18 protein-coding genes are annotated in these 19,337 nt (G+C 49.7%); 3 read left to right on the top strand and 15 right to left on the bottom strand.

Features of this window, described 5'->3' with window-relative positions; all coding sequences use genetic code 11:
* Positions 1 to 49: 49 nt before the first annotated feature.
* Complete coding sequence (locus NQ534_RS11385; protein WP_006859846.1) at positions 50 to 760, bottom strand: DUF6036 family nucleotidyltransferase; 711 nt, start codon at positions 758 to 760, stop codon at positions 50 to 52.
* A complete protein-coding gene (locus NQ534_RS11380; protein WP_006859845.1) occupies positions 753 to 1,343 on the bottom strand; it encodes a helix-turn-helix domain-containing protein in 591 nt (196 codons plus the stop codon). Before NQ534_RS11380 ends, NQ534_RS11385 begins: the two co-directional genes overlap by 8 nt.
* A 180-nt stretch (positions 1,344 to 1,523) precedes the next feature.
* Here NQ534_RS11380 and NQ534_RS11375 point away from each other — a divergent pair, with 180 nt between their 5' ends.
* Entirely contained in the window at positions 1,524 to 3,233 is a 1,710-nt protein-coding gene (locus NQ534_RS11375) for an AAA family ATPase (RefSeq protein WP_006859844.1), read from the top strand.
* 56 nt (positions 3,234 to 3,289) lie between these two features.
* Here the strand turns inward: NQ534_RS11375 and NQ534_RS11370 are convergent, their stop codons facing one another.
* The 6 genes from NQ534_RS11370 to NQ534_RS11345 form a co-directional block, all read right to left on the bottom strand.
* A complete protein-coding gene (locus tag NQ534_RS11370) occupies positions 3,290 to 4,144 on the bottom strand; it encodes a DegV family protein (RefSeq protein ID WP_006859843.1) in 855 nt (284 codons plus the stop codon).
* 190 nt (positions 4,145 to 4,334) lie between these two features.
* Positions 4,335 to 5,291, bottom strand: a complete 957-nt coding sequence (locus NQ534_RS11365) for a D-2-hydroxyacid dehydrogenase (RefSeq protein ID WP_006859841.1) — start codon at positions 5,289 to 5,291, stop codon at positions 4,335 to 4,337.
* 13 nt (positions 5,292 to 5,304) lie between these two features.
* The gene (locus tag NQ534_RS11360) at positions 5,305 to 6,654 is read right to left on the bottom strand and encodes a glucose-6-phosphate isomerase (protein ID WP_006859840.1); all 1,350 of its coding nucleotides are present in this window, start codon (positions 6,652 to 6,654) and stop codon (positions 5,305 to 5,307) included.
* A 181-nt stretch (positions 6,655 to 6,835) separates the two neighbouring features.
* Complete coding sequence (locus NQ534_RS11355; protein WP_040781214.1) at positions 6,836 to 7,633, bottom strand: hypothetical protein; 798 nt, start codon at positions 7,631 to 7,633, stop codon at positions 6,836 to 6,838.
* A 413-nt stretch (positions 7,634 to 8,046) separates the two neighbouring features.
* Complete coding sequence (locus NQ534_RS11350) at positions 8,047 to 9,537, bottom strand: serine hydrolase (RefSeq protein WP_006859835.1); 1,491 nt, start codon at positions 9,535 to 9,537, stop codon at positions 8,047 to 8,049.
* A gap of 27 nt (positions 9,538 to 9,564) precedes the next feature.
* The gene (locus NQ534_RS11345) at positions 9,565 to 10,872 is read right to left on the bottom strand and encodes an ABC transporter substrate-binding protein (protein WP_242655292.1); all 1,308 of its coding nucleotides are present in this window, start codon (positions 10,870 to 10,872) and stop codon (positions 9,565 to 9,567) included.
* A gap of 194 nt (positions 10,873 to 11,066) precedes the next feature.
* On the opposite strand from NQ534_RS11345, the gene NQ534_RS11340 reads away from it, so the two are divergent.
* The gene (locus NQ534_RS11340) at positions 11,067 to 11,942 is read left to right on the top strand and encodes a helix-turn-helix transcriptional regulator (protein WP_006859833.1); all 876 of its coding nucleotides are present in this window, start codon (positions 11,067 to 11,069) and stop codon (positions 11,940 to 11,942) included.
* Positions 11,943 to 12,006: 64 nt separating this feature from the next.
* Positions 12,007 to 12,813, top strand: coding sequence for an acyltransferase domain-containing protein (locus tag NQ534_RS11335; protein WP_050778252.1), 807 nt, complete (start codon positions 12,007 to 12,009; stop codon positions 12,811 to 12,813).
* Positions 12,814 to 12,864: 51 nt separating this feature from the next.
* Here NQ534_RS11335 and NQ534_RS11330 read toward each other — a convergent pair whose 3' ends face one another.
* The 7 genes from NQ534_RS11330 to fabG all read right to left on the bottom strand — a co-directional run bounded on the left by NQ534_RS11330 (position 12,865) and on the right by fabG (position 19,251).
* Positions 12,865 to 13,659, bottom strand: coding sequence for an acetyl-CoA carboxylase carboxyltransferase subunit alpha (locus NQ534_RS11330; RefSeq protein ID WP_006859830.1), 795 nt, complete (start codon positions 13,657 to 13,659; stop codon positions 12,865 to 12,867).
* Positions 13,640 to 14,524 carry an acetyl-CoA carboxylase, carboxyltransferase subunit beta gene (accD, locus tag NQ534_RS11325; protein ID WP_006859829.1) on the bottom strand — a complete coding sequence of 295 codons (885 nt, stop codon included), beginning with the start codon at positions 14,522 to 14,524 and terminating at the stop codon, positions 13,640 to 13,642. Before accD ends, NQ534_RS11330 begins: the two co-directional genes overlap by 20 nt.
* A 70-nt stretch (positions 14,525 to 14,594) precedes the next feature.
* A complete protein-coding gene (gene accC, locus NQ534_RS11320; RefSeq protein WP_006859828.1) occupies positions 14,595 to 15,950 on the bottom strand; it encodes an acetyl-CoA carboxylase biotin carboxylase subunit in 1,356 nt (451 codons plus the stop codon).
* 45 nt (positions 15,951 to 15,995) lie between these two features.
* Complete coding sequence (gene fabZ / locus NQ534_RS11315; protein WP_040781341.1) at positions 15,996 to 16,418, bottom strand: 3-hydroxyacyl-ACP dehydratase FabZ; 423 nt, start codon at positions 16,416 to 16,418, stop codon at positions 15,996 to 15,998.
* Positions 16,419 to 16,577: 159 nt separating this feature from the next.
* On the bottom strand, positions 16,578 to 17,165 hold the full coding sequence (accB, locus tag NQ534_RS11310) for an acetyl-CoA carboxylase biotin carboxyl carrier protein (RefSeq protein ID WP_006859826.1): 588 nt from the start codon (positions 17,163 to 17,165) through the stop codon (positions 16,578 to 16,580).
* A 113-nt stretch (positions 17,166 to 17,278) separates the two neighbouring features.
* On the bottom strand, positions 17,279 to 18,511 hold the full coding sequence (gene fabF, locus NQ534_RS11305) for a beta-ketoacyl-ACP synthase II (protein WP_006859825.1): 1,233 nt from the start codon (positions 18,509 to 18,511) through the stop codon (positions 17,279 to 17,281).
* Positions 18,511 to 19,251 (bottom strand): 3-oxoacyl-[acyl-carrier-protein] reductase, encoded by a 741-nt coding sequence (gene fabG, locus NQ534_RS11300; RefSeq protein ID WP_006859824.1) that lies wholly within the window; start codon positions 19,249 to 19,251, stop codon positions 18,511 to 18,513. The genes fabF and fabG overlap by 1 nt, the downstream gene beginning before the upstream one ends.
* Positions 19,252 to 19,337 lie beyond the last annotated feature (86 nt).

Below are 19,337 nucleotides of genomic sequence, written 5' to 3'. Positions count from 1 at the left end.
CGCGGCCGCCTGAAAATAAAATATTTCCTTTATTTTTCTATATCATATATCATCTATTTTTCTTTGCCTTAGCGGCTTTCAGTATTTCAGCAAGATTATCACCATTGAGAACCTCCGGATAATCATCCTCAAATTCCAGCAGAATATTTTTATTTTGTTTCTCCTCCTCACAGATTTTCGTATAGAGCTCCGCCAGATTCGCATTCTGATAAACAGCCTCAATAAATGTCCGGGAGGTTTCCGGCAAGTTATCATAACCTCCATAGAGCTCCCCGGCTGCTCTCTTTACGCTTTCAAAACTGATTTCTTTCCCAGCATTTTTCTGCTCCAACAGGATTCCTGCCACATCCGACAAATCGTTTTTATATTGTCTTCCTGCCATTAGTTTCATAACAACAAGATACTCAGCCGATATAGTCCGTATTCTCAGCACATTTGAAAAAGTCTTATAATATCTGGAATACTGAATCAGCTTAGGCGTATATGATGTCGTTTTCATAAAATCTGTATTCAACCAGCCATTGGGAAGCCCCATTCGGTCTCCAACATGGTTAATTGCGTCTTTCATTGTAGACGATGCCTGTATAATTGCATCTATGTCATAGGTCATTTCACGAAATCCATAATTAATCAAAACAGCCGCGCCGCCAATCAGAATAATCTCCGCAGGCATCCGCGTCCCATTCATTTTACGGAATTCCCTGGAAAGTTCTTTCAAATAACCGTCAAGATTATCTTTCGTAAAAGAAACTTCAGACAAGATTTCTTACCTCGCTTTCCACTATATTAAACCGCATGAATTCCGGAATTGCTTTTCTTCTCGCTTCCGCTTTAACCTCTTCGCTATGCATGACTGCTGCCCGAATCAACACACTTGAAGGATACACCGTTTGCGCCAGTTTATGCTTCCGGATATCATTATAATTCGTACATATCGGCAAATCGTTAACTTTAGAAAGGTAGTCAACCATGCCCAGCAGATACAGCGATTCCGGATACCACTTTTTTTTATATAAATTCCGAATTTTATCGCTTTCAAGTATCTCAATGATAAAGTCAATATCCCCCATATCCTTCACATGATGACAAATATTACTTTTGAATGTTTCAAAAGAACTGCGATATTCCTTATTTTCTGCATTTGATTGCCCTTCTGCCTCTAATAGCGAATCCACAGTCACATTCAAAACTTTTGCAATTTTGTACAGCGTTCCTGCAGAGCATTTTTCCATTGACGCTTTTCCATTGCAAATATCTGATATCGTTGCCTGTGCAACACCACTTTCTTTGCTTAACTTATAACGGCTCATTTTAGCCTCCAGAAGCAAATCATCAATAATCATACTTCATCCATTCCTTTCTGATTATATTATATCGGTATGCCGAAGTATTTTCAAGTGGCATTTTCAGTATTCCTTAACCGTAAAACTATCAAAATAATAACGAAATTGTGGTTGTGCGGACGGAAAAGAAAGTCTATAATATCAGAATAAGGATACTATGCAGCAGAAGGAGGTGTCCGTGTGGCAAAAACAATAGGAATCGGAATCCAGGATTTTGAAAAAATAATTACCCGGAATGTATTTTATGTAGACAAAACGCTGTTTATCAAAGAATGGTGGGAATCTATGGACGATGTGACATTAATCACCCGCCCGCGCCGTTTTGGAAAAACACTTACCATGAGCATGGTGGAGCATTTCTTCTCCGTCGAATATGCCGGCAGCAAATTATTCGAAAACACAAATATCTGGAAAGATTGCGCCTGCCGGACACTGCAGGGTACGTATCCGGTGATATCTTTAAGCTTCGCCGATATTAAAGAGGTCTCCTATGAACAGGCGCGGAAAAAAATCTGCGAGTCCATTATAGATATCTATAACAAATATGCCTTTCTTGCCGAAGACGATACGTTAGGGGAAAAAGAAAAAACATACTACAACGCGCTCTCCTCAGACAGCGATGATGCCGCAATTACGATTTCTCTGCGCAGAATGTCCGAATATCTGTATCGCAGATATCGAAAAAAAGCCATCATTCTTCTGGACGAATATGACACTCCCATGCAGGAAGCTTATGTAAATGGATATTGGGAAAAACTGGCGGCTTTTACCCGCAGTTTATTTAATGCCACATTTAAGGGAAACCCTTATCTGGAGCGCGCAATTATGACCGGAATCACGCTGGTCAGCCGGGAATCTATCTTCTCTGACCTGAACAATCTGGAAATTATAACAACCACTTCCAATAAATATGAAGACTGCTTTGGTTTTACGGAGGAAGAGGTTTTTTCCGCATTGGACGAATATTGTCTCTCTGACAAAAAAGAAGAAGTGAAAGACTGGTACGACGGTTTTATATTTGGGCATAAAGCAGACATTTACAATCCGTGGTCCATTATCAATTTTCTGGACAAACAGCAGTTTTCCCCCTATTGGGCGAATACCAGCAGCAACAGTCTGGCAGGAAAGCTGATCCGCGAAGGTACAAAACAGGTAAAGGACTCTTTTCAGCAGCTACTGGATGGCGGTTCCATCTGTACAGAAATTGATGAACAGATTGTATATAATCAGCTTAATCTGGATGAAAGCGCAATCTGGAGCCTGCTTCTGGCAAGCGGCTATCTCCGGGTAAAAAACCGCAGAACGGAAAAAACGGCATACTCCGGCTGGAGACAGGTCTACGAGCTGGAAATTACCAATTATGAAACGAAAATCATGTTCCGGAATATGGTAAAAGGATGGTTTGCCTCCTCCGCATCAAATTATAATGATTTTATCAAAGGGCTTCTGGCAGATGATTTGAAGGCGATGAATGCCTACATGAACCGCATCACAAAAACAACCTTCAGCTATTTTGACAGCGGAAACCGCCCCTCAGAGGAAAGTGAACCGGAACGCTTCTATCACGGCTTTGTACTCGGACTGATGGTGACGCTGGAAGACCGTTACATCATTACCTCCAACCGTGAAAGCGGCTTCGGCAGATATGATGTTCTCATGGAACCGCGGAATGCGCAGGACGCCGGCATTATCATGGAATTCAAGGTGCAGGACCCGGAGGATGAAAAAACGTTAGCCGACACCGTAAAAGCCGCCCTGCAGCAGATTGAGGATAAAGAATATACCTCTGTACTGGAAGCCAGAGGGATACCGCAGAGCCGGATCCGGAAATATGGCTTTGCCTTCAGGGGAAAAACCGTGCTGATTGGAAGCCCGCTTTATTCCCTGTAAAGCAAATATTCGCATTCCACCGCTTAGTGCCCTGCGCACCTTAAGCGTGGGAATGCTTATCCGCGTTCAATAAACAGCACGCCCAGCGTCCCCGGACCGCAATGACTGGAAATGACGCTGCCGGCTCTGGTCACCAGGATTTCTTCAAATATTCCCAGCGCCTTAATGTGCTGGCAGACCAGCTCCACAATTTCCGCGCTGCAGCCGGAATGCGTGACAAATACCCGGTTTCTTCTGGCATTTAAAAGCTGCGGCTTCAAATCATCCGCATAATTCAGCAGAACCTTCTCCATTTTTCCGCGATATTTCCGGTCCGCCTGCATCTCCCCATTGGAAACGACAATCCGGGGATGCAGCTTCAGAGCGCCCCCTGCCAGCGCTGTAACGCTGCCGCACCTGCCGCCTCTCTGCAGATAGATTAACGTATCGACAACGAAGCTTGCTCTCACGCACGGTCTCAGCTTCTGAATCTGCGTGACAATTTCTCCCGCCGTTCTGCCCTCCAACGCCATAGTTGCCGCTTCCAGTACAAGCAATCCCACTCCGGTGGACAGATTTTCTGAATCCACCACAAAAACACGGTCCTCCATATCCAGTTCCTTGGCGGCAAGCCGCATCACATTGGCGGTAGTGGACATCTTTTCCGAAATAGAAAAGCAGACTATCTCACTGCCATCCGAGCCGCATTTCTGCAGAAGCTGCATGGTTTCCGTTATAGAAGGCGCCGACGTACCCGGCACGGAGCGGTTCTCATCCGCCCACCGGTAAATTTCATCCGGGCTGATATTGATGCCGTCCAGACATTCCCGCTCTCCCAGAATCACATGCAGCGGCAAAATCTGTATCTTATATTTTTCAATCAGTTCTTTTGATAAATCGCAGGTACTGTCCGATATAATCTTTACACTCATTATTTTCTCCTTAACGTTTTCCTTTCCCGGATGTCTCCGTTTCTATCCTTTATTGTTAATTTCAGGCTTTCAGATGCCTGGCAGCCTACAGGACCAGCCACCGGCGCTCCCCTTAGATGCCTGGCGACGGAAAAACACCGCACGACAGGTTCCTCTGCCGTGCGGCGCACGCAATATTCCCGGCGCCCTGCTACGGAATCAGATTTCTCTTCTCCCCGCGCAGAAATGCCTGGATATTCAAATATACCTCATCCATCAGACGGCTTCTCGCCTCGCGCGTTGCCCATGCAATATGCGGCGTTACGATCAGCTTTGTGCTGTCCTGTATCTCCAGAAGTGGATTTCCCGCTTTCATAGGCTCCGCCGAGATAACATCCAGCCCGGCTCCGGCAATCAGGTTTTCATTCAGTGCCGTGACAAGATCCCGCTCGTTTACGATCGGACCTCTTGCCACATTAATCAGAATCGCTTCCGGCTTCATTTTGCGGAACCGTTCCATATTCATCATATTTTCCGTCGCTGTGTTCAGCGGTGAGTGAATGGACACCACATCCGCCCGTGCAAGCAGCTCGTCCAGGGATACCGATTCATAAACGCTGTCCCTGTTCTTCCCGGAAGTAGAATAATATATGACATTGCAGCCAAACACCTGCGCAATCTGCGCCACACGCTTTCCGATCGCGCCAAGCCCGATAATGCCCCAGGTCTTTCCCGCCAGCTCGGAAATTCTCCTGTCCATATGACAGAAAATATCACATTTTACATATTCGCCGGACTTTACATACTTATCATAATAATCCAGCTGTTCCAGCAGATACAGCGCCAGCGCAAAGGTATGCTGTGCAACGGAATCGGTCGAATACCCGCCCACGTTGGCTACCGCGATTCCCCTGCTGTCCGTATAAGCTTTGTCGATGATGTTGTATCCGGTGGCTGTAATGGCAATCATCTTCAGATTAGCAGCGCCCTCCAGCGTTTCCCGGTTCATCGGGACCTTGTTGACGATAATGATATCCGCATCCTTTACCTTTTCCGGCGTGTCTGCTGCAGTTGACTGGTCATACATCACCAGTTCTCCCAGATTTTCAAACTGCGTTAAATCAATATCCTCTCCAAGGGAGCTGCGCTCCAGCATAACTATTTTCATGTTCCTGTGCTCCTTACAGGCGTTTCAGAAGTTCTTCACGCTCTTTTTCGTATCCCGGCTTGCCAAGCAGTGCAAACATGTTCTTCTTGTAGCTCTCAACGCCCGGCTGGTTGAACGGATTTACGCCCAGAATATAGCCGCTTACGCCGCACGCAAACTCAAAGAAATAAAACAGCTCGCCGAGTGTATATTCATCCTGCCGCGGAATATTGACCATCAGGTTGGGCACGTTGCCGTCCGTATGCGCAAGAATCGTTCCGTTCATGGCGCTCTTATTTACAAAATCTACGGTCTTGCCCGCCAGATAATTCAGACCGTCCAGATCCACCGGCTCCTCGCCGATCGTAATCTCACACTGTGATTCCTCCACATTCAGAACCGTCTCAAACATGATGCGCGCGCCATCCTGGATGAACTGTCCCATAGAATGCAGGTCGGTCGTCAGATCAACAGATGCCGGGAAAATACCCTTCTGGTCTTTTCCTTCGCTCTCGCCATAGAGCTGCTTCCACCATTCGGATACATAGTGCAGGCTCGGCTCGTAATTTGCAAGAATTTCAACAGATTTTCCTTTTCTAAGCAGGATGTTGCGCACCGCAGCATATTTCAGCGCGTCATTGTCGGCAAAATCCGCCTCCAGCGCATGCTTTCTGCCTGCAGCCGCGCCCTCCATCAATTTATCAATATCCGCTCCGCTCACCGCGATTGGAAGCAGACCTACCGCGGTAAGAACAGAGAAACGTCCTCCCACATCGTCCGGAACCACAAAGCTCTCGTATCCCTCTTCTGTTGCAAGTCCTTTTAACGCTCCTCTGGCTTTATCGGTCGTTGCATAGATACGCTTTGCAGCCTCTGCCTTGCCATATTTCTTTTCCAGCATTTCCTTGAATACACGGAAAGCAATCGCCGGCTCCGTGGTGGTTCCCGATTTTGAAATAATATTTACAGAGAAATCTCTGTCTCCGATCACATCAATCAGATGCTTCAGATACGTGCTGCTGATGCTGTTGCCCGCGAAATAAATTTCCGGTGTCTTGCGGATTTCCTTCGAAACCGTGTTGTAGAAGCTGTGACGTAAAAATTCAATCGCCGCTCTCGCACCCAGATAAGAACCGCCGATACCGATAACGACCAGCACCTCGCTGTCGCCCTTGATTTTCTCGGCTGCCGCTTTAATTCTGGCAAATTCCTCTTTGTCATAGTCTACCGGAAGGTCGATCCATCCCAGAAAATCGTTGCCCGCGCCGGACTTAGACACCAGTGTCTCCTTCGCAAGCGCAACGGTCTTCTCCATACACGCCATCTCAGCATCGCTGATAAACTTCCCTGCTTTTGAATAATCGAACGTTACTCTGTTTCCCATTGTTATTCGCTCCTTTTTCTCATTTGGGCTTTGCCCTTCAATACGTTTATTTTATCAGACTGCACGAGAAATGTAAAGTGCATACCCATAAAGCCGTGCGCTGCTTTTTCAAACAGACGGCGCAAGCTTGCTTGCACGCCGGATGTTTTGAAACAAGCAGCATAGGGCGCATGCCCGGTTTTTAGGCCAGAAATTCCGCTAACACGTCCCGGATAATCCGCTCCTGTTCTTTGGAATCCATCTGCCGCAACAGCTCCCGGTTCCGTTCCCGGTCGCTGTCTGAAACAGCCGTTTCCCGCGCGCCTTCTTTTATTTTTGCCAGATTCGTTTTCAGTTCCCGCTTTTCCCGCTGCGCCTTCGTCTCCACCTGTTCTCCCTTCTTTTTGCGGATGCCGATCACAGACGGCACTTTTGCCTTAACAGGGGCTGCAACAGCTGCAGCCGCCACCTCTGCTTCCGCCTCCTGGTACTCGACCGCCGCTCCGCTGTGGAAGAAATAATCCTCCAGCTCCATCTGCAGGTAGGACGCCTTATACGGAAGGTCTGTCCACAAGCCAAATGCCACGGTCGCCGCCGTTATGCCGCCTGCCGTCCACAGGACATTCTGTATATATGTATCGGATAATCCCGTCCGGAAACAATAAATAAGACCCGCCGCGGCTGCCGCCATACTAATGATATAAAGCCCGCCGGCCAGCCGCTTCCATTGATGGAAGGTCATGCGCATGAAACGGTAATCACACATGCTCCGCCGTACAAAGACGGGAATGTTTACATTTTCATTGCTCCGCTTTTTGTCCATCCGGAATTTGTACCGCAATTGTTTCATAAAATCCCGCTTTTCCAGTTGTGTGTCCGACGCCTCCCGTATCAGCAGCTTATAGCGCCTGCTAATAATGAGCTGACAAAGTATCCCCAGCATCCCGACTGCCGCCATCGCGTAAAGTAATGTGCCTGTTTCTATGATTGTGCGTATCATAGTGATCCCCCTTTTTAATTTTTATGAAATTTGGTTTCTGACGGTCGTCCCACGCATCATCCCCGGGTAACTGCATGTCCGCCGTCACTTGCAGAGTATAAAGCACAAATCCGGTTTTGAAAAGCATTTCCGCTCGACAAAAAAAGCCTGCAGGCGCCGGTTTTACCGGTACATGAACCTGCAGGAATTTTATGTAAAGCTTCATCCATTTATATGCTTAAAGCACTTCGAGTAATGCGGTTTTGTGCAGATTCCGGCTGCCGCCGCTTCCTCGCGCCGCCTGGGGCAGACGCCCGGACAAATGACGGTTGCTGTCGAGAAATTCTTCTCCCTGAAGTATCAGCATGAACCGCCGCTGGCGCATCCAAAGATACCTTTTCCTCCACTCGAATCCGCTCTGTTCTTTATATTAGTTATAAAATCTCCCCCACAAAACATTCATCAACATTAAAAATCGATGCCGAATCATCAAACTCCAGCAAAAGCTTTCTGTAGCTCACAGAAAGAACCGCTGTTACGCAAGTCTCTCCAAATACACAGGTAATTTCCATATTGTGGGGCGTCTCCAGCCAATTAATCATAATCTTAAGAGCTCGATCTGATATCCACTGATACACCGCTCCATATTTTGCAGGCTCCAGCCGCTTCTTTCCCAGCCGGATATAAGAAGCAATCTCAAAATTCATTTTTCCCTCTCCCAGATACATTTCCGTATTACCGGCATAGATTTCTGATACCTTCTCCCCTTTTCCCATCGTTATTTTTAAATATCCTTCCTGTGAAAAAGAAAAACTCATACTGTCTATAAAAGCTCCCATCCGCACTGACTGATACGTTTTATCCGAGATTTGCGTTTCCTTAAAAGAGCAGGACGGTGCAAGCCGAAGCGGCGCAGCCCATTCACGGCATTTTTTATGAAAAACTTCATAAACTCTTCCATCTATTCCGTAGATTCTGTCATCCGCTTTATCATAAACCTCCTCCCAAAAGCAATCCAGCATATCCTGAGAATATGCATCCTCACTCCAGATTACGGCCACCATTTTCTTTGGCGGCATCACCAGAATATATTGCCCGAAAGCTCCATCCGCCCGGAAACACCCTTCCCGCGAGCAGCGCCACATCTGATAGCAATAACCACATCTCCAGTCCGCCAGGACATTGGTCTCATCGGAAGCAATCTTCCATCCTGTCATTTCTTCCACCCATGTTTCCGGCAGAAGCTGCTGTCCGTCCCAGCTTCCTTTCTGAAGCAAAAGCTGTCCGATTTTTGCCATATCCGGAAGTGAAAGCATACAGCCCCATCCGCCTGTGCTCGCCCCGTCTATCTCATCCCAGTCCACATCCGTAATGCCCAGGGGTTCAAACAGGCGGGGCTGCAGATAATCCAGCAGCTTTTCCCCGGTCACCATAGTCAGAATCTTAGATAACATATATGTAGCTCCACTGTTATAAACAAATCTGGAACCCGGTCGGCATACCATCTCCGTGTCCAGAAATGTTTTCCATACTGGTCGGTTTTCTGCATAAATACTATTCAGATCGTCTCCCGGATGTCCGACTGACATTGTAAGCAGATGAGCAATCGTCAGCTCCTTCAGAAAATCATCCGGTTTCTGCTGTGGCTCATATCCGGGAAAGAAGGATAACACTTTATCATCTACGGAAATCAAACCTTCGCTTACCGCCATACCAATCGCGATTGCCGTTATTGTCTTGCTGACAGAATGCAGGATTCTTCTGCTCTCTCTGGTATACGGGTACCGGTATGCTTCTGCTACAGTATTTCCATTTCGTAAAATGATATAACCATGCACATGGCAGAGCTGTCCTTCCCACCGCTCCATCATATTCGTAAGCCAGAGACTCGGTATTCCTTCTTTTTCTGCATATATTTTTCCCATATTTTTCCCTTTTCCTTTTTGCAAAAACTAATGTTCCACCAGTGCCGTATTTTTCCAGTAGGTCTGAATATCCTTTGCGAAATCAGAACGACTCATCTGACCCGCAAGATATTTCTGGAAAGACGCTCCTACTACTGTATAGTAATCGTCCGGCTGATAATCATACATTCCGGTAATCTTTCCCGCCTCAAGATATGATTGAACAGATTTGCTCAGAGGATCCGACACTTCCAGTGTACTGTTGGTCGAAAACGGAGAAATCATATTGCAGTCCTCCGTAACAAACTTCTGCCCTTCTTCATCATAGACAAGCCAGTTCAGAAAGTCTCTGGCTGCTTCGCGTTCCTTATCAGAAATCTCATCAGAGGAATCAATATAAAAGAATTTTGTCGCACCGCCAGCAATCTGATCCTTCGTATCGGATTCTATGTTTTCCGGCACGGGCATTATCCCCATATTTTCCGTGTAATCATAGGCATTAATAAGGGACCAGTCCCAGTTGCCTCCGTACAGAAATGCAATCTCGCCTTCCGCAAATTTCTGCTCTGTCAGTTCGCGTTCAGCGGCAACGGCAGAATCCTTCGCATAATTGTACTTCATGAGCACATCAAAAGTATCCATCAGAGCGTTAAAGCTGTCGTCCTCTGCAATATTAATGGAGCCATCGTGCAGTCCCTCCACATACGCGTCCGGATTTTCTGCCTTATCGTAGATTTCCGCAAGGTAATGTGCCGCAAGAGACCAATCCTCTTTCTGAATGCCAACCGGACTTTTCATTCCGCCCGCAGCGAGCTCCTCCAGCAAATCCTCAAACTCATCCAGATTCGTAATACTTTCCGGGGCAAAGGCTTTTCCAGTAATCTTTTCGATTGCATCCGCATTGTACATAAGACCCCGTCCTTCTACGCAAACAGGGAATCCATAAACCTTATCGTCAATGCGTATTTCCATTTCTGTGTCATCTACCCATTTTTCATCAGATAAATCGATCCCATGCTCCGCTCCCAACGTGGTAATATTTTTAGCGTCGACCATACTGATGGTGTAAGGATCGTCCGATGCATATTTCGTGCTGAGGTGCGTTGCCGGAGGGTCGTTGGAATAATAGACCTCCACGCTGACCCCCTTCTCTTTGGAATATTTTTCTGCCATCTCCACCATCTGGTCCTGAATCTCCGACTTCGTATTAAAGATTGTGATGGCAACCTTCCCGTCATCAGACGCAGGCGAATCGCCAGTGGAACTCCCGCACCCCGTCATCCAGACTGCAAGCATTGTCCCTGTCAGAAGAAATGCCCCTGTCCTCTTCATTTGCAATAATCGTTTTTTTTGCATAATAACCTCCCTGAAATAAAATTATTGTTTGCGTCCACCCTGAAGCTGCCTCTATATTAGCATTCTTTTCCTTTTGTATCTTGTTTATGTTTGATGATCGGATTGTCATATTTTGATGTATTTTATCCATAGCTTGCGCTTCTGCGCTAAGACGGTGTAAAATAATAAAAACTGCCTTGCAAAGGAGAATTCCCATGTACGAGCTGTATGAAAAAGAAGACTATATTTTTGCGAATGTGCCGGTCAAAGTCTACTTTCACTCATTAAAAGGTGAAAATATTTATACATATCTCCACTGGCATACCAGCGTGGAATTTAATCTGACAACCAGCGGACGAATCCTGACTCTCATCTCCGGGAAAAAACGGGAGCAGATGGCTGGAGAATGGAATGTGGTCAACAGCGGCGAACTGCATGGAAATTACTGGGTTCAGACAAACGATTTCTACGAAGGCTTCACCGTTCTTTTTTCAAAAAATCTTTTTGACTGCTGGTTGGGAAATGACACACGTTTCCAGATTCCGGAAAACGAAGAGGCAAGAGAAACGATTGCGAAGAGTATCCTCCGGTTTGGAGAGCTGGATAATCAGAAGCTTCTTGAAAGTCTGGAAGGGATGGAGCAGGTCTTTCATTTTATGGTTCTTTTGAAAAAATATTGCATACAGTCCGCTGCCAAAGACAGCAAGGTAAACAGCGACAGCCTTGAGAAGCTCCGCCCGATTCTGCAATATCTGAACAGACACTATGCGGACTCTATTACTCTGTCCTCTATCGCACAGCAATTTCATTACACCCCGGAGCACTTGTCCCGGATGTTCAAAAACAATGCCGGCTGCAATTTTTATCAATATCTTCAAGATATCCGTCTTATGCATTGTATTGACGATATCAAACGCAACGTCTCGGTCAACCTTTCGGACGCCGCGCTGAACAACGGCTTTCCAAATGTGAAGTCCTTCATCGAGACCTTCAAACGCCATATGGGATGTACGCCTTCGCAATGGCTTCGACAATTATCTTCCTCCACCAGCAAAAAATCAGCCTTGCAATCCATATGGAAGCCCGATTAAGAGTTTTCAGAAGAAACTTTGTATGCTACAATGGTTTTATTTAATAAGGCAGGAGGAGAAGAAAATGGAATTATTTGAATTGTGCAGAAAAATTCAGTTGCAGAAGGAAGTCGTCAGCAGACTTTATGACGTTGTAAAAAACATCCACTTTCCGGTTCTGGCAGACCAGCTTGACCGGCTGACGGACATCCGGACAGCCCCGGAAGCTTATGAAGAGCTGAAAAATTATTTCGGCGAAGACCCGGATAATCTTTCTCTTCTTGCATGCAGTCTGGAATGTGCGGCAAGAGATTATGAAAAATACAGGCAGAAACATATCCCCGATGAAATTTACGTGGATACCATGAAATGCTTTACCAGATTTATCGGTGAATGTTACGCCGAAACGGGAAGATATGCGTTTGACCGCGGCTGGTGGACATACCGTCAGCTTTCCATGACCTTATTCCGGATTGGTGCTCTTGAGTACGAGTGGACCCGTTATGAAAACAAACCGGCAATCGCAGTCCACATTCCCTCCGATGCGGATTTCCGTGATGCATCTGTGGAGGAATCCCTGCGCCAGTCAGTCGAATTTTGCAAAAAATACTATCCGGAATATACCGGCTGCCGGTATACCTGCGATTCCTGGCTGCTATCGCCAAAGCTTGGCGCCCTGCTGGATGAAAGCTCCAATATCCGGAAATTCCAGCGCCGGTTCGACCTTATCAGCACGAACCCCGACGATAGGGAATTTATCCAATGGCTGTTTCACGTATCCGCAGAAACGGACTGCCGCAAGCTTAAAGAAGATACCTCTCTGCAGAGAAAAGTAAAAAAAGTGCTGCTCGAAGGGGATAACATCGGTTCCGCATACGGCGTCATGCGGTAAAACTGTTTCTTCCAGTATTCCAGCCTCAGCTCGTCCACAGGATACTGCGCCTTACATCCTGCGGAATCTCTGATACCGCGCTTCGGCAATCTCCGTTCCCGATTTACCCTGGTATTTTTTCAGAAATTCTAAAATCTCCTGCCGCAGACAGGCCGCCAGTTCTCCCATATCGTCCTTATCCGCCGGAACCGCTTCCGGAATCACCTTTTCTATAATTCCGGCATCCGCCAGCTCCGCCGCCGTCATTTTCATGACCGCCGCTGCCTCCGGCGCACGCTTTCCGTCCTTCCAGAGAATGGACGCGAAGCCCTCCGGCGACAGGATAGAATAAACAGCGTTTTCCAGCATCCAGACTTCGTTCGCCACCGCGAGCGCCAGCGCCCCGCCGGAGCCGCCCTCGCCCGTTATGATGGAAAGCACCGGCACACGCAGGTCCGAAAGCTCACAGAGATTGCGCGCAATCGCCTCCCCCTGTCCGCGTTCCTCCGCTTCAATTCCACAGAAAGCTCCCGGCGTATCCACAAAAAAAATCACCGGTCTGCCGAATTTTTCCGCCTGCTTTGCCAGCCTCAGCGCCTTGCGATAGCCCTCCGGATTGGGCATTCCGAAATTCCGGTGCTTATTTTCCTTTGCGCTGCGCCCCTTCTGCTGTCCAATTACCGTGACATACTGCCCCTCTATGGAAGCAATGCCGCCGATTACCGCACGGTCATCTCCGTACAGCCTGTCCCCGTGCAGCTCCATAAAGCCATCAAAAACCTGCGCAATATACTCTCTGGCGTATGGGCGGTTCGTACTGCGCGCCTTCTGCACGCACTCCCATGCATCATATTGTTTTTCCGTCATATTCTTTTCCTCCTGCGCTCTGCAAAAGTATCGTAAGCGTTTTTCTGAGCTGCCGCCGCTTTACCACCCGGTCCGCAAAACCATGCTTCTGCAGAAATTCCGCGCTCTGAAAACCCGCCGGAAGCTTCTGCCCGATTGTCTGCCGTATCACGCGCGGTCCGGCAAAGCCAATCAGCGCCTCCTGCTCCGCGAGAATCACATCACCAAGCATCGCAAAGCTTGCCGTCACACCGCCGGTCGTCGGATCCGTCAGCACCGGAACATATAAAAGCCCGGCTTCATCATGCTTTTTCAGCGCCTGCGCGGTCTTTGCCATCTGCATCAGAGAGAAAATTCCTTCCTGCATACGCGCACCGCCGGAACAGCAGAACAGAATAACCGGCAGCCGCTCCCTGGTCGCCCGCTCAACCATGCGGGTGATTTTTTCTCCGACCGCCTCTCCCATGCTTCCCATCAGAAAATCTGCCGACATTGCGCCGATTGCTGTGCGGATGCCGCCAATCAGCGCTTCCCCGGTCAGAACCGCCTCGGAAAGTCCTGTGCTCTCTCTGACCTGCTGCAGCTTCTCCTCATAGCCGTCAAACCCAAGCGGATTTTTTCCGACAAGCCCGGCATCCCACTCCCGGAAGCTGTCCGCATCCACCGTCAGAGTTATCCTCACGCGCGGTTCAATCCGGAAATGTTTTCCACATTCCGGACAGCAATACAGATTCTTCTGCACATCCTCCTCGCAGACGACCTTCCGGCAGCCGTCGCATTTCCGGAACATGCCGTCCGGTACCTGTCCTCTGCCCGCCGGCCGGTTCTTTTTTTTCGTCAGTTCCGCCGGTTCCTCCGCCTGTCTCTTAAAATGTTCTTTCAGCATCGCATTCCTGTCCCTTCCTCAAATTCCTGTCCGCCAGTCCGCCGTTTTTCCTGCTCACATCTTTTCCCATTCACCGGCGCCGCATATCCTCCGTCTGCAAGCGTTCATTTATCGCATCTATATCTCCGGCTGCAAATTCATCGCTGCCCGTCAGCTCATACTGGAAATCCCGGTTTGTTGTGACACCCTCTATAATAAGCTCACCCAGCGCACTTCTCATTTTGCTGATAGCTTCCTCCCTGTTTCTGCCACATACAATTACCTTGGCAAGCATGGAATCATAATATGGAAGAATCTCACAGCCGTTATACAGCATCGTATCCACACGGACTCCATTTCCACCCGGAATATGCAACTCGGTGACGGTTCCCGTGCTGGGAAGAAATCCGCGCCCGGCATCTTCCGCCGTAATCCGGCACTCAATCGCATGTCCGCGCACGCAGATGTCACTCTGGCAATAAGAGAGCTTTTCTCCCGCCGAAATACGTATCATTTCCTTTATCAGGTCCACACCCGTCACCATCTCCGTGACCGGATGCTCCACCTGGATTCTGGTATTCATTTCCATGAAATAAAAATGATTCCGGGAATCCACCAGAAATTCAACGGTTCCGGCACTGTAATACCCTGCTGCCTTTGCGGCGTCAACTGCAGCTTTTCCCATTTCTTCGCGCAGCTCTTCAGACAGAAATACCGCCGGAGCTTCCTCCACAAGCTTCTGATGTCTGCGCTGTATAGAGCAGTCGCGTTCTCCAAGATGAATCGTATTTCCCTGCCTGTCCGCAAGTATCTGAAACTCTATGTGACGTACCGGATGGAGGTATTTTTCCACATACATATGGTCGTCGCCAAATGCAAGCTGCGTCTCCCGCTGCGCCAGCCGGAAGGCTTCCTCAAACTGCTCCGGCTGCTCTACCACGCGCATTCCTTTTCCTCCGCCTCCGGCAGACGCCTTAATGATAACGGGATAACCGATTTCATCCGCAAAACGCCGGGCGGCATCTGCATCTGTCATCGCGTTTTCCGTTCCCGGAATCACCGGAATCCCAGCCTGCTGCATTTTCCGGCGCGCCTCCGCTTTATCGCCCATATCTGCAATACACTGCGCGGACGGACCGATAAAGTCAATTCCGCAGCGCTCGCACAGACTGGCAAACCGGGCATTCTCCGACAAAAATCCAAAGCCCGGATGAATTGCCTGCGCCCCGGAGGCGATTGCAGCGCTTAAAATACTTTCCATCTTCAGATAGCTCTCCGATGGCTTTGCCCCGCCAATGCAGATGCATTCGTCCGCAAGCTGCGCATGCAGCGCCATTTTGTCCGCCGTCGAGCATACGGCAACGGTCCGGATTCCCATTTCCCGGCACGCCCGGAGGATGCGCACGGCAATCTCCCCTCTGTTTGCAACTAAAATCTTCTGATACATATTTTCTTCCTCTATCAAATTCCCGGAAGCGCCTGTGCCGCTCCTCTACTGGATTACGAAGGTCAGTTCCGCCTCTGTGCACACTTTGCCCTGCACATACGCTGTTGCTTTCGCAACTCCAATCGTTCCCTTTAATTTAATCAGCTCCGTCTCCAGACAAAGCACGTCTCCCGGAACCACCTTCTGACGGAACCTCGCCTTCTGGATTCCGCCAAAAAGCGCCAGCTTTCCGCGGTATTCTTCACAGGACAGCAGTGCCACTGCCCCAACCTGCGCCAGCGCCTCACAAATCAGTACGCCCGGCATCACCGGCTCCTGCGGAAAATGCCCGGCAAAAAAAGGTTCATTATAAGTTACCGCTTTACATCCGACCGCCCGTTTTCCCGGCTCCAGCTCGTCGATGCGGTCCACCAGCAGAAATGGCGCCCGATGCGGCAAAATTTCCATAATCTGTGTTACATTTAACATATTGTTCTCCTGTTCCCGTTTTCCGGCACACCGCCGCGAAAGCATATGTGCACCCGCCCGTACTTAAGCAGAATAAGCCTGCCCATCTATCTTCATCTTGAAGCGTATGTACATCCGCCCCGCACTACAGCCGGAAAAAGCATGTATGCACCCGCCCGGCTACCGCAGCCGGAAAAGAGGCTGTCCGTATTCTACGAGCTGCTCATTTTCTGCAAGGATTTCCTCCACGACGCCGCTGCACTCCGCTTCCACTTCATTCATCAGCTTCATCGCCTCTATGATCGCCACAACCTGCCCCTTCTTTACCGTATCGCCCACAGAAACAAACGGCGCTTCCTTCTCGGACGGAGCTGTATAAAAAGTGCCCACCATCGGTGATTCTATATATCTGGCTTCTCCGGTCTTTTTCCCTTCCTGCGAAGCCTCCTCATGCGTTCCGCCGGTCGCCGTGCTTCCGGCGTGCGCCCTGTTTTCACCGGCTTCCACTCCTGCGCCGCATGTATCAGCTCCGGTGCCGCCATATCCGCCGCTTTCCCGGCTTCCGCCGGCTTCCATTCCTGCGCTGGCGCTGCATGTATTGGCTCCGGCGCCGCCCTGTCTGCCGCTCTCCCGGTCTCCATCCACTTCCGCACCGCCCTGCATTTTTATGTGCAGCTTTGTGTCCGCATCTTGATAGGATAGGGAAGCAACGCCCGCCTGCTGCACCTTATCAATTACGCAAAATATCTCATTTAAACTGAATTCCATGTTATTTCACCCCGCAAATTTCTCTCCGGCAGGCTGCCTCCATGCCATATCAGTCCTCACACCTCTCCGGCAGGCTGCCTCTTTGCTGTGCCAGCCTGCCGTCCCATCTGGCATCAGTCTGTATACTTCTTCACCAGCAGGCTGCCGTTGTGGCCGCCGAAGCCGAGCGAATTACTGATGGCCGCCGTCACCTCGCGCTCCACCGGCTCCTTCGTATAATTCAAATCCATTTCTGCCTCCGCTTCCTGAAAACCAGCCGTGGCATGGATATAATTCTCCATTACACTCTTCACGCAGACAATAAACTCTGCCGCTCCGGCAGCGCCCAGCATATGTCCCGTCATGGACTTTGTCGAATTGACATTCAGCGCATAAGCATCCTCTCCGAAGGCTTTTTTAATCGCCCGCGTTTCAAACAAATCATTATGATGCGTTCCGGTTCCGTGCGCATTAATATACTGCACCTCTTTCGTCGTCAGCCCGGCTTCCTGCATCGCCAGCATCATCGCGCGCGCCGCGCCCTCCCCGTTCTCCTCCGGCGAGGTCATATGAAACGCATCACAGGTAGCGCCATATCCGCCGATTTCTGCGTAAATCTTCGCGCCGCGCTTCTGAGCATGCTCAAGGGATTCGAGCACCACCACGCCGGCGCCCTCTCCCATCACGAAGCCGCTGCGGTCTTTATCAAACGGCAGGGACGCCCTGAGCGGGTCTTCGCAGACAGAAAGCGCTGTCAGCGCCGCAAAGCCGCCGATTCCCAGCGGCGTGATCGCCGCCTCCGTTCCGCCTGCGACCATCACATCCGCATCCCCGCACTGAATCGCGCGGGCGGCTTCCCCGATAGAATGCGTTCCGGTCGCACACGCCGTCACGACATTCACGCATTTTCCCTTCAGCCCATACTGAATCGCCACATTGCCTGCTGCCATATTGGTAATCTTACGCGGAACCATCAGCGGCGGAATCGCCTTCGATCCCCGCTTCTGCAGCTTTTCATACGCTTTCTCCATAATCTGCAGGCTTCCGATGCCGCATCCCACCGAGACGCCGATGCGCGTGCAATCCTCGCTCTCCGGCGCAAGATGCGCATCCTTTATCGCCTCATCCGCCGCCGCGATCGCATACTGGCTGAAAAGCTCCATCTTCTTTGCCAGCTTCGCGTCCATATAATTTTCCGGGTGAAAATCCGTAATCTCCGCGGCAACCTTCACACGGTAATCCGTGGTGTCAAACCGCGTCAGAGTGCCGATTCCCACCTTCTGCTCCTTCAGACTGCTCCAGAAGCTGTCTACCGAATTTCCCAGCGGAGAAATAATCCCCATGCCGGTCACAACTACTCTCCTCATCAGATTCCCATTCCTCCGTCCACCAGGAGCGTCTGCCCCGTAATATAGCCGGCGCCGTCCGACGCCAGAAATGCAATCGCTTCCGCAACGTCCCGCGCGCTTCCCATCCGTTTCAGAGGAATCTGCGAAAGAATCTCCTGCTTCGCACGTTCCGGAAGAGCCGCCGTCATATCCGTATCAATATATCCCGGCGCTACCGCATTCACCGTCACGCCTCTTGCCGCAAGCTCTCTCGCCAGACATTTCGTCATGCCGATAACGCCCGCTTTCGCCGCGCAGTAATTCATCTGCCCGGCATTTCCGCGCACGCCGGAGATAGAGGAGACACTGATAATTCTGCCGCTGCGCTTCTTAATCATAGAAGCCGCCGCCAGCTTCATGCAGAAAAAAGTTCCCTTCAGATTCGTGTCCAGCACCGCGTCGAATGCCTCCTCGCTCATGCGCACCGCCAGAGAATCCCTGGTAATCCCGGCGTTATTTACCAGAATATCAATTTTTCCAAGCGCGTCCTCCACCTCATGGAACATGGCGGTGCAGTCCGCTTCTTTTGTGACATCGGCATGGACCACCAGCGCGCGCCTGCCCATTGCCTGTATTTCCGCCGCTGTATTCTGCGCACCCTCGCGCGAACCGCTGTAATTTACCGCAACATCCGCGCCGTACCTGGCAAGCGTCAGAGCCGTCTCCCTGCCGATTCCGCGCCCGGCGCCTGTCACCAGTGCAATTTTTCCTTCCAGCATATAGATTCCTCCTGCTTTCTATCCCGGCTGCGCCATGCACAGCCTTCTCCCATCTCTCATTCCGGCTGCATTCTGCACAGCCTTCC

The organism is Marvinbryantia formatexigens DSM 14469, from assembly GCF_025148285.1.
Lineage (GTDB): Bacteria > Bacillota > Clostridia > Lachnospirales > Lachnospiraceae > Marvinbryantia > Marvinbryantia formatexigens.
This window is presented reverse-complemented; position numbering and strand designations above follow the sequence as displayed.

Coding starts and splice junctions, on each gene's coding strand:
- NQ534_RS11380 (WP_006859845.1), bottom strand. CDS start 1,343: ATGATTATTGATGATTTGCTTCTGGAGGCTAAAATGAGCCGTTATAAG.
- NQ534_RS11370 (WP_006859843.1), bottom strand. CDS start 4,144: ATGAGTGTAAAGATTATATCGGACAGTACCTGCGATTTATCAAAAGAA.
- NQ534_RS11365 (WP_006859841.1), bottom strand. CDS start 5,291: ATGAAAATAGTTATGCTGGAGCGCAGCTCCCTTGGAGAGGATATTGAT.
- NQ534_RS11360 (WP_006859840.1), bottom strand. CDS start 6,654: ATGGGAAACAGAGTAACGTTCGATTATTCAAAAGCAGGGAAGTTTATC.
- NQ534_RS11355 (WP_040781214.1), bottom strand. CDS start 7,633: ATGATACGCACAATCATAGAAACAGGCACATTACTTTACGCGATGGCG.
- NQ534_RS11350 (WP_006859835.1), bottom strand. CDS start 9,537: ATGGGAAAAATATATGCAGAAAAAGAAGGAATACCGAGTCTCTGGCTT.
- NQ534_RS11345 (WP_242655292.1), bottom strand. CDS start 10,872: ATGCAAAAAAAACGATTATTGCAAATGAAGAGGACAGGGGCATTTCTT.
- NQ534_RS11340 (WP_006859833.1), top strand. CDS start 11,067: ATGTACGAGCTGTATGAAAAAGAAGACTATATTTTTGCGAATGTGCCG.
- NQ534_RS11335 (WP_050778252.1), top strand. CDS start 12,007: ATGGAATTATTTGAATTGTGCAGAAAAATTCAGTTGCAGAAGGAAGTC.
- NQ534_RS11330 (WP_006859830.1), bottom strand. CDS start 13,659: ATGACGGAAAAACAATATGATGCATGGGAGTGCGTGCAGAAGGCGCGC.
- accD (WP_006859829.1), bottom strand. CDS start 14,524: ATGCTGAAAGAACATTTTAAGAGACAGGCGGAGGAACCGGCGGAACTG.
- accC (WP_006859828.1), bottom strand. CDS start 15,950: ATGTATCAGAAGATTTTAGTTGCAAACAGAGGGGAGATTGCCGTGCGC.
- fabZ (WP_040781341.1), bottom strand. CDS start 16,418: ATGTTAAATGTAACACAGATTATGGAAATTTTGCCGCATCGGGCGCCA.
- accB (WP_006859826.1), bottom strand. CDS start 17,165: ATGGAATTCAGTTTAAATGAGATATTTTGCGTAATTGATAAGGTGCAG.
- fabF (WP_006859825.1), bottom strand. CDS start 18,511: ATGAGGAGAGTAGTTGTGACCGGCATGGGGATTATTTCTCCGCTGGGA.
- fabG (WP_006859824.1), bottom strand. CDS start 19,251: ATGCTGGAAGGAAAAATTGCACTGGTGACAGGCGCCGGGCGCGGAATC.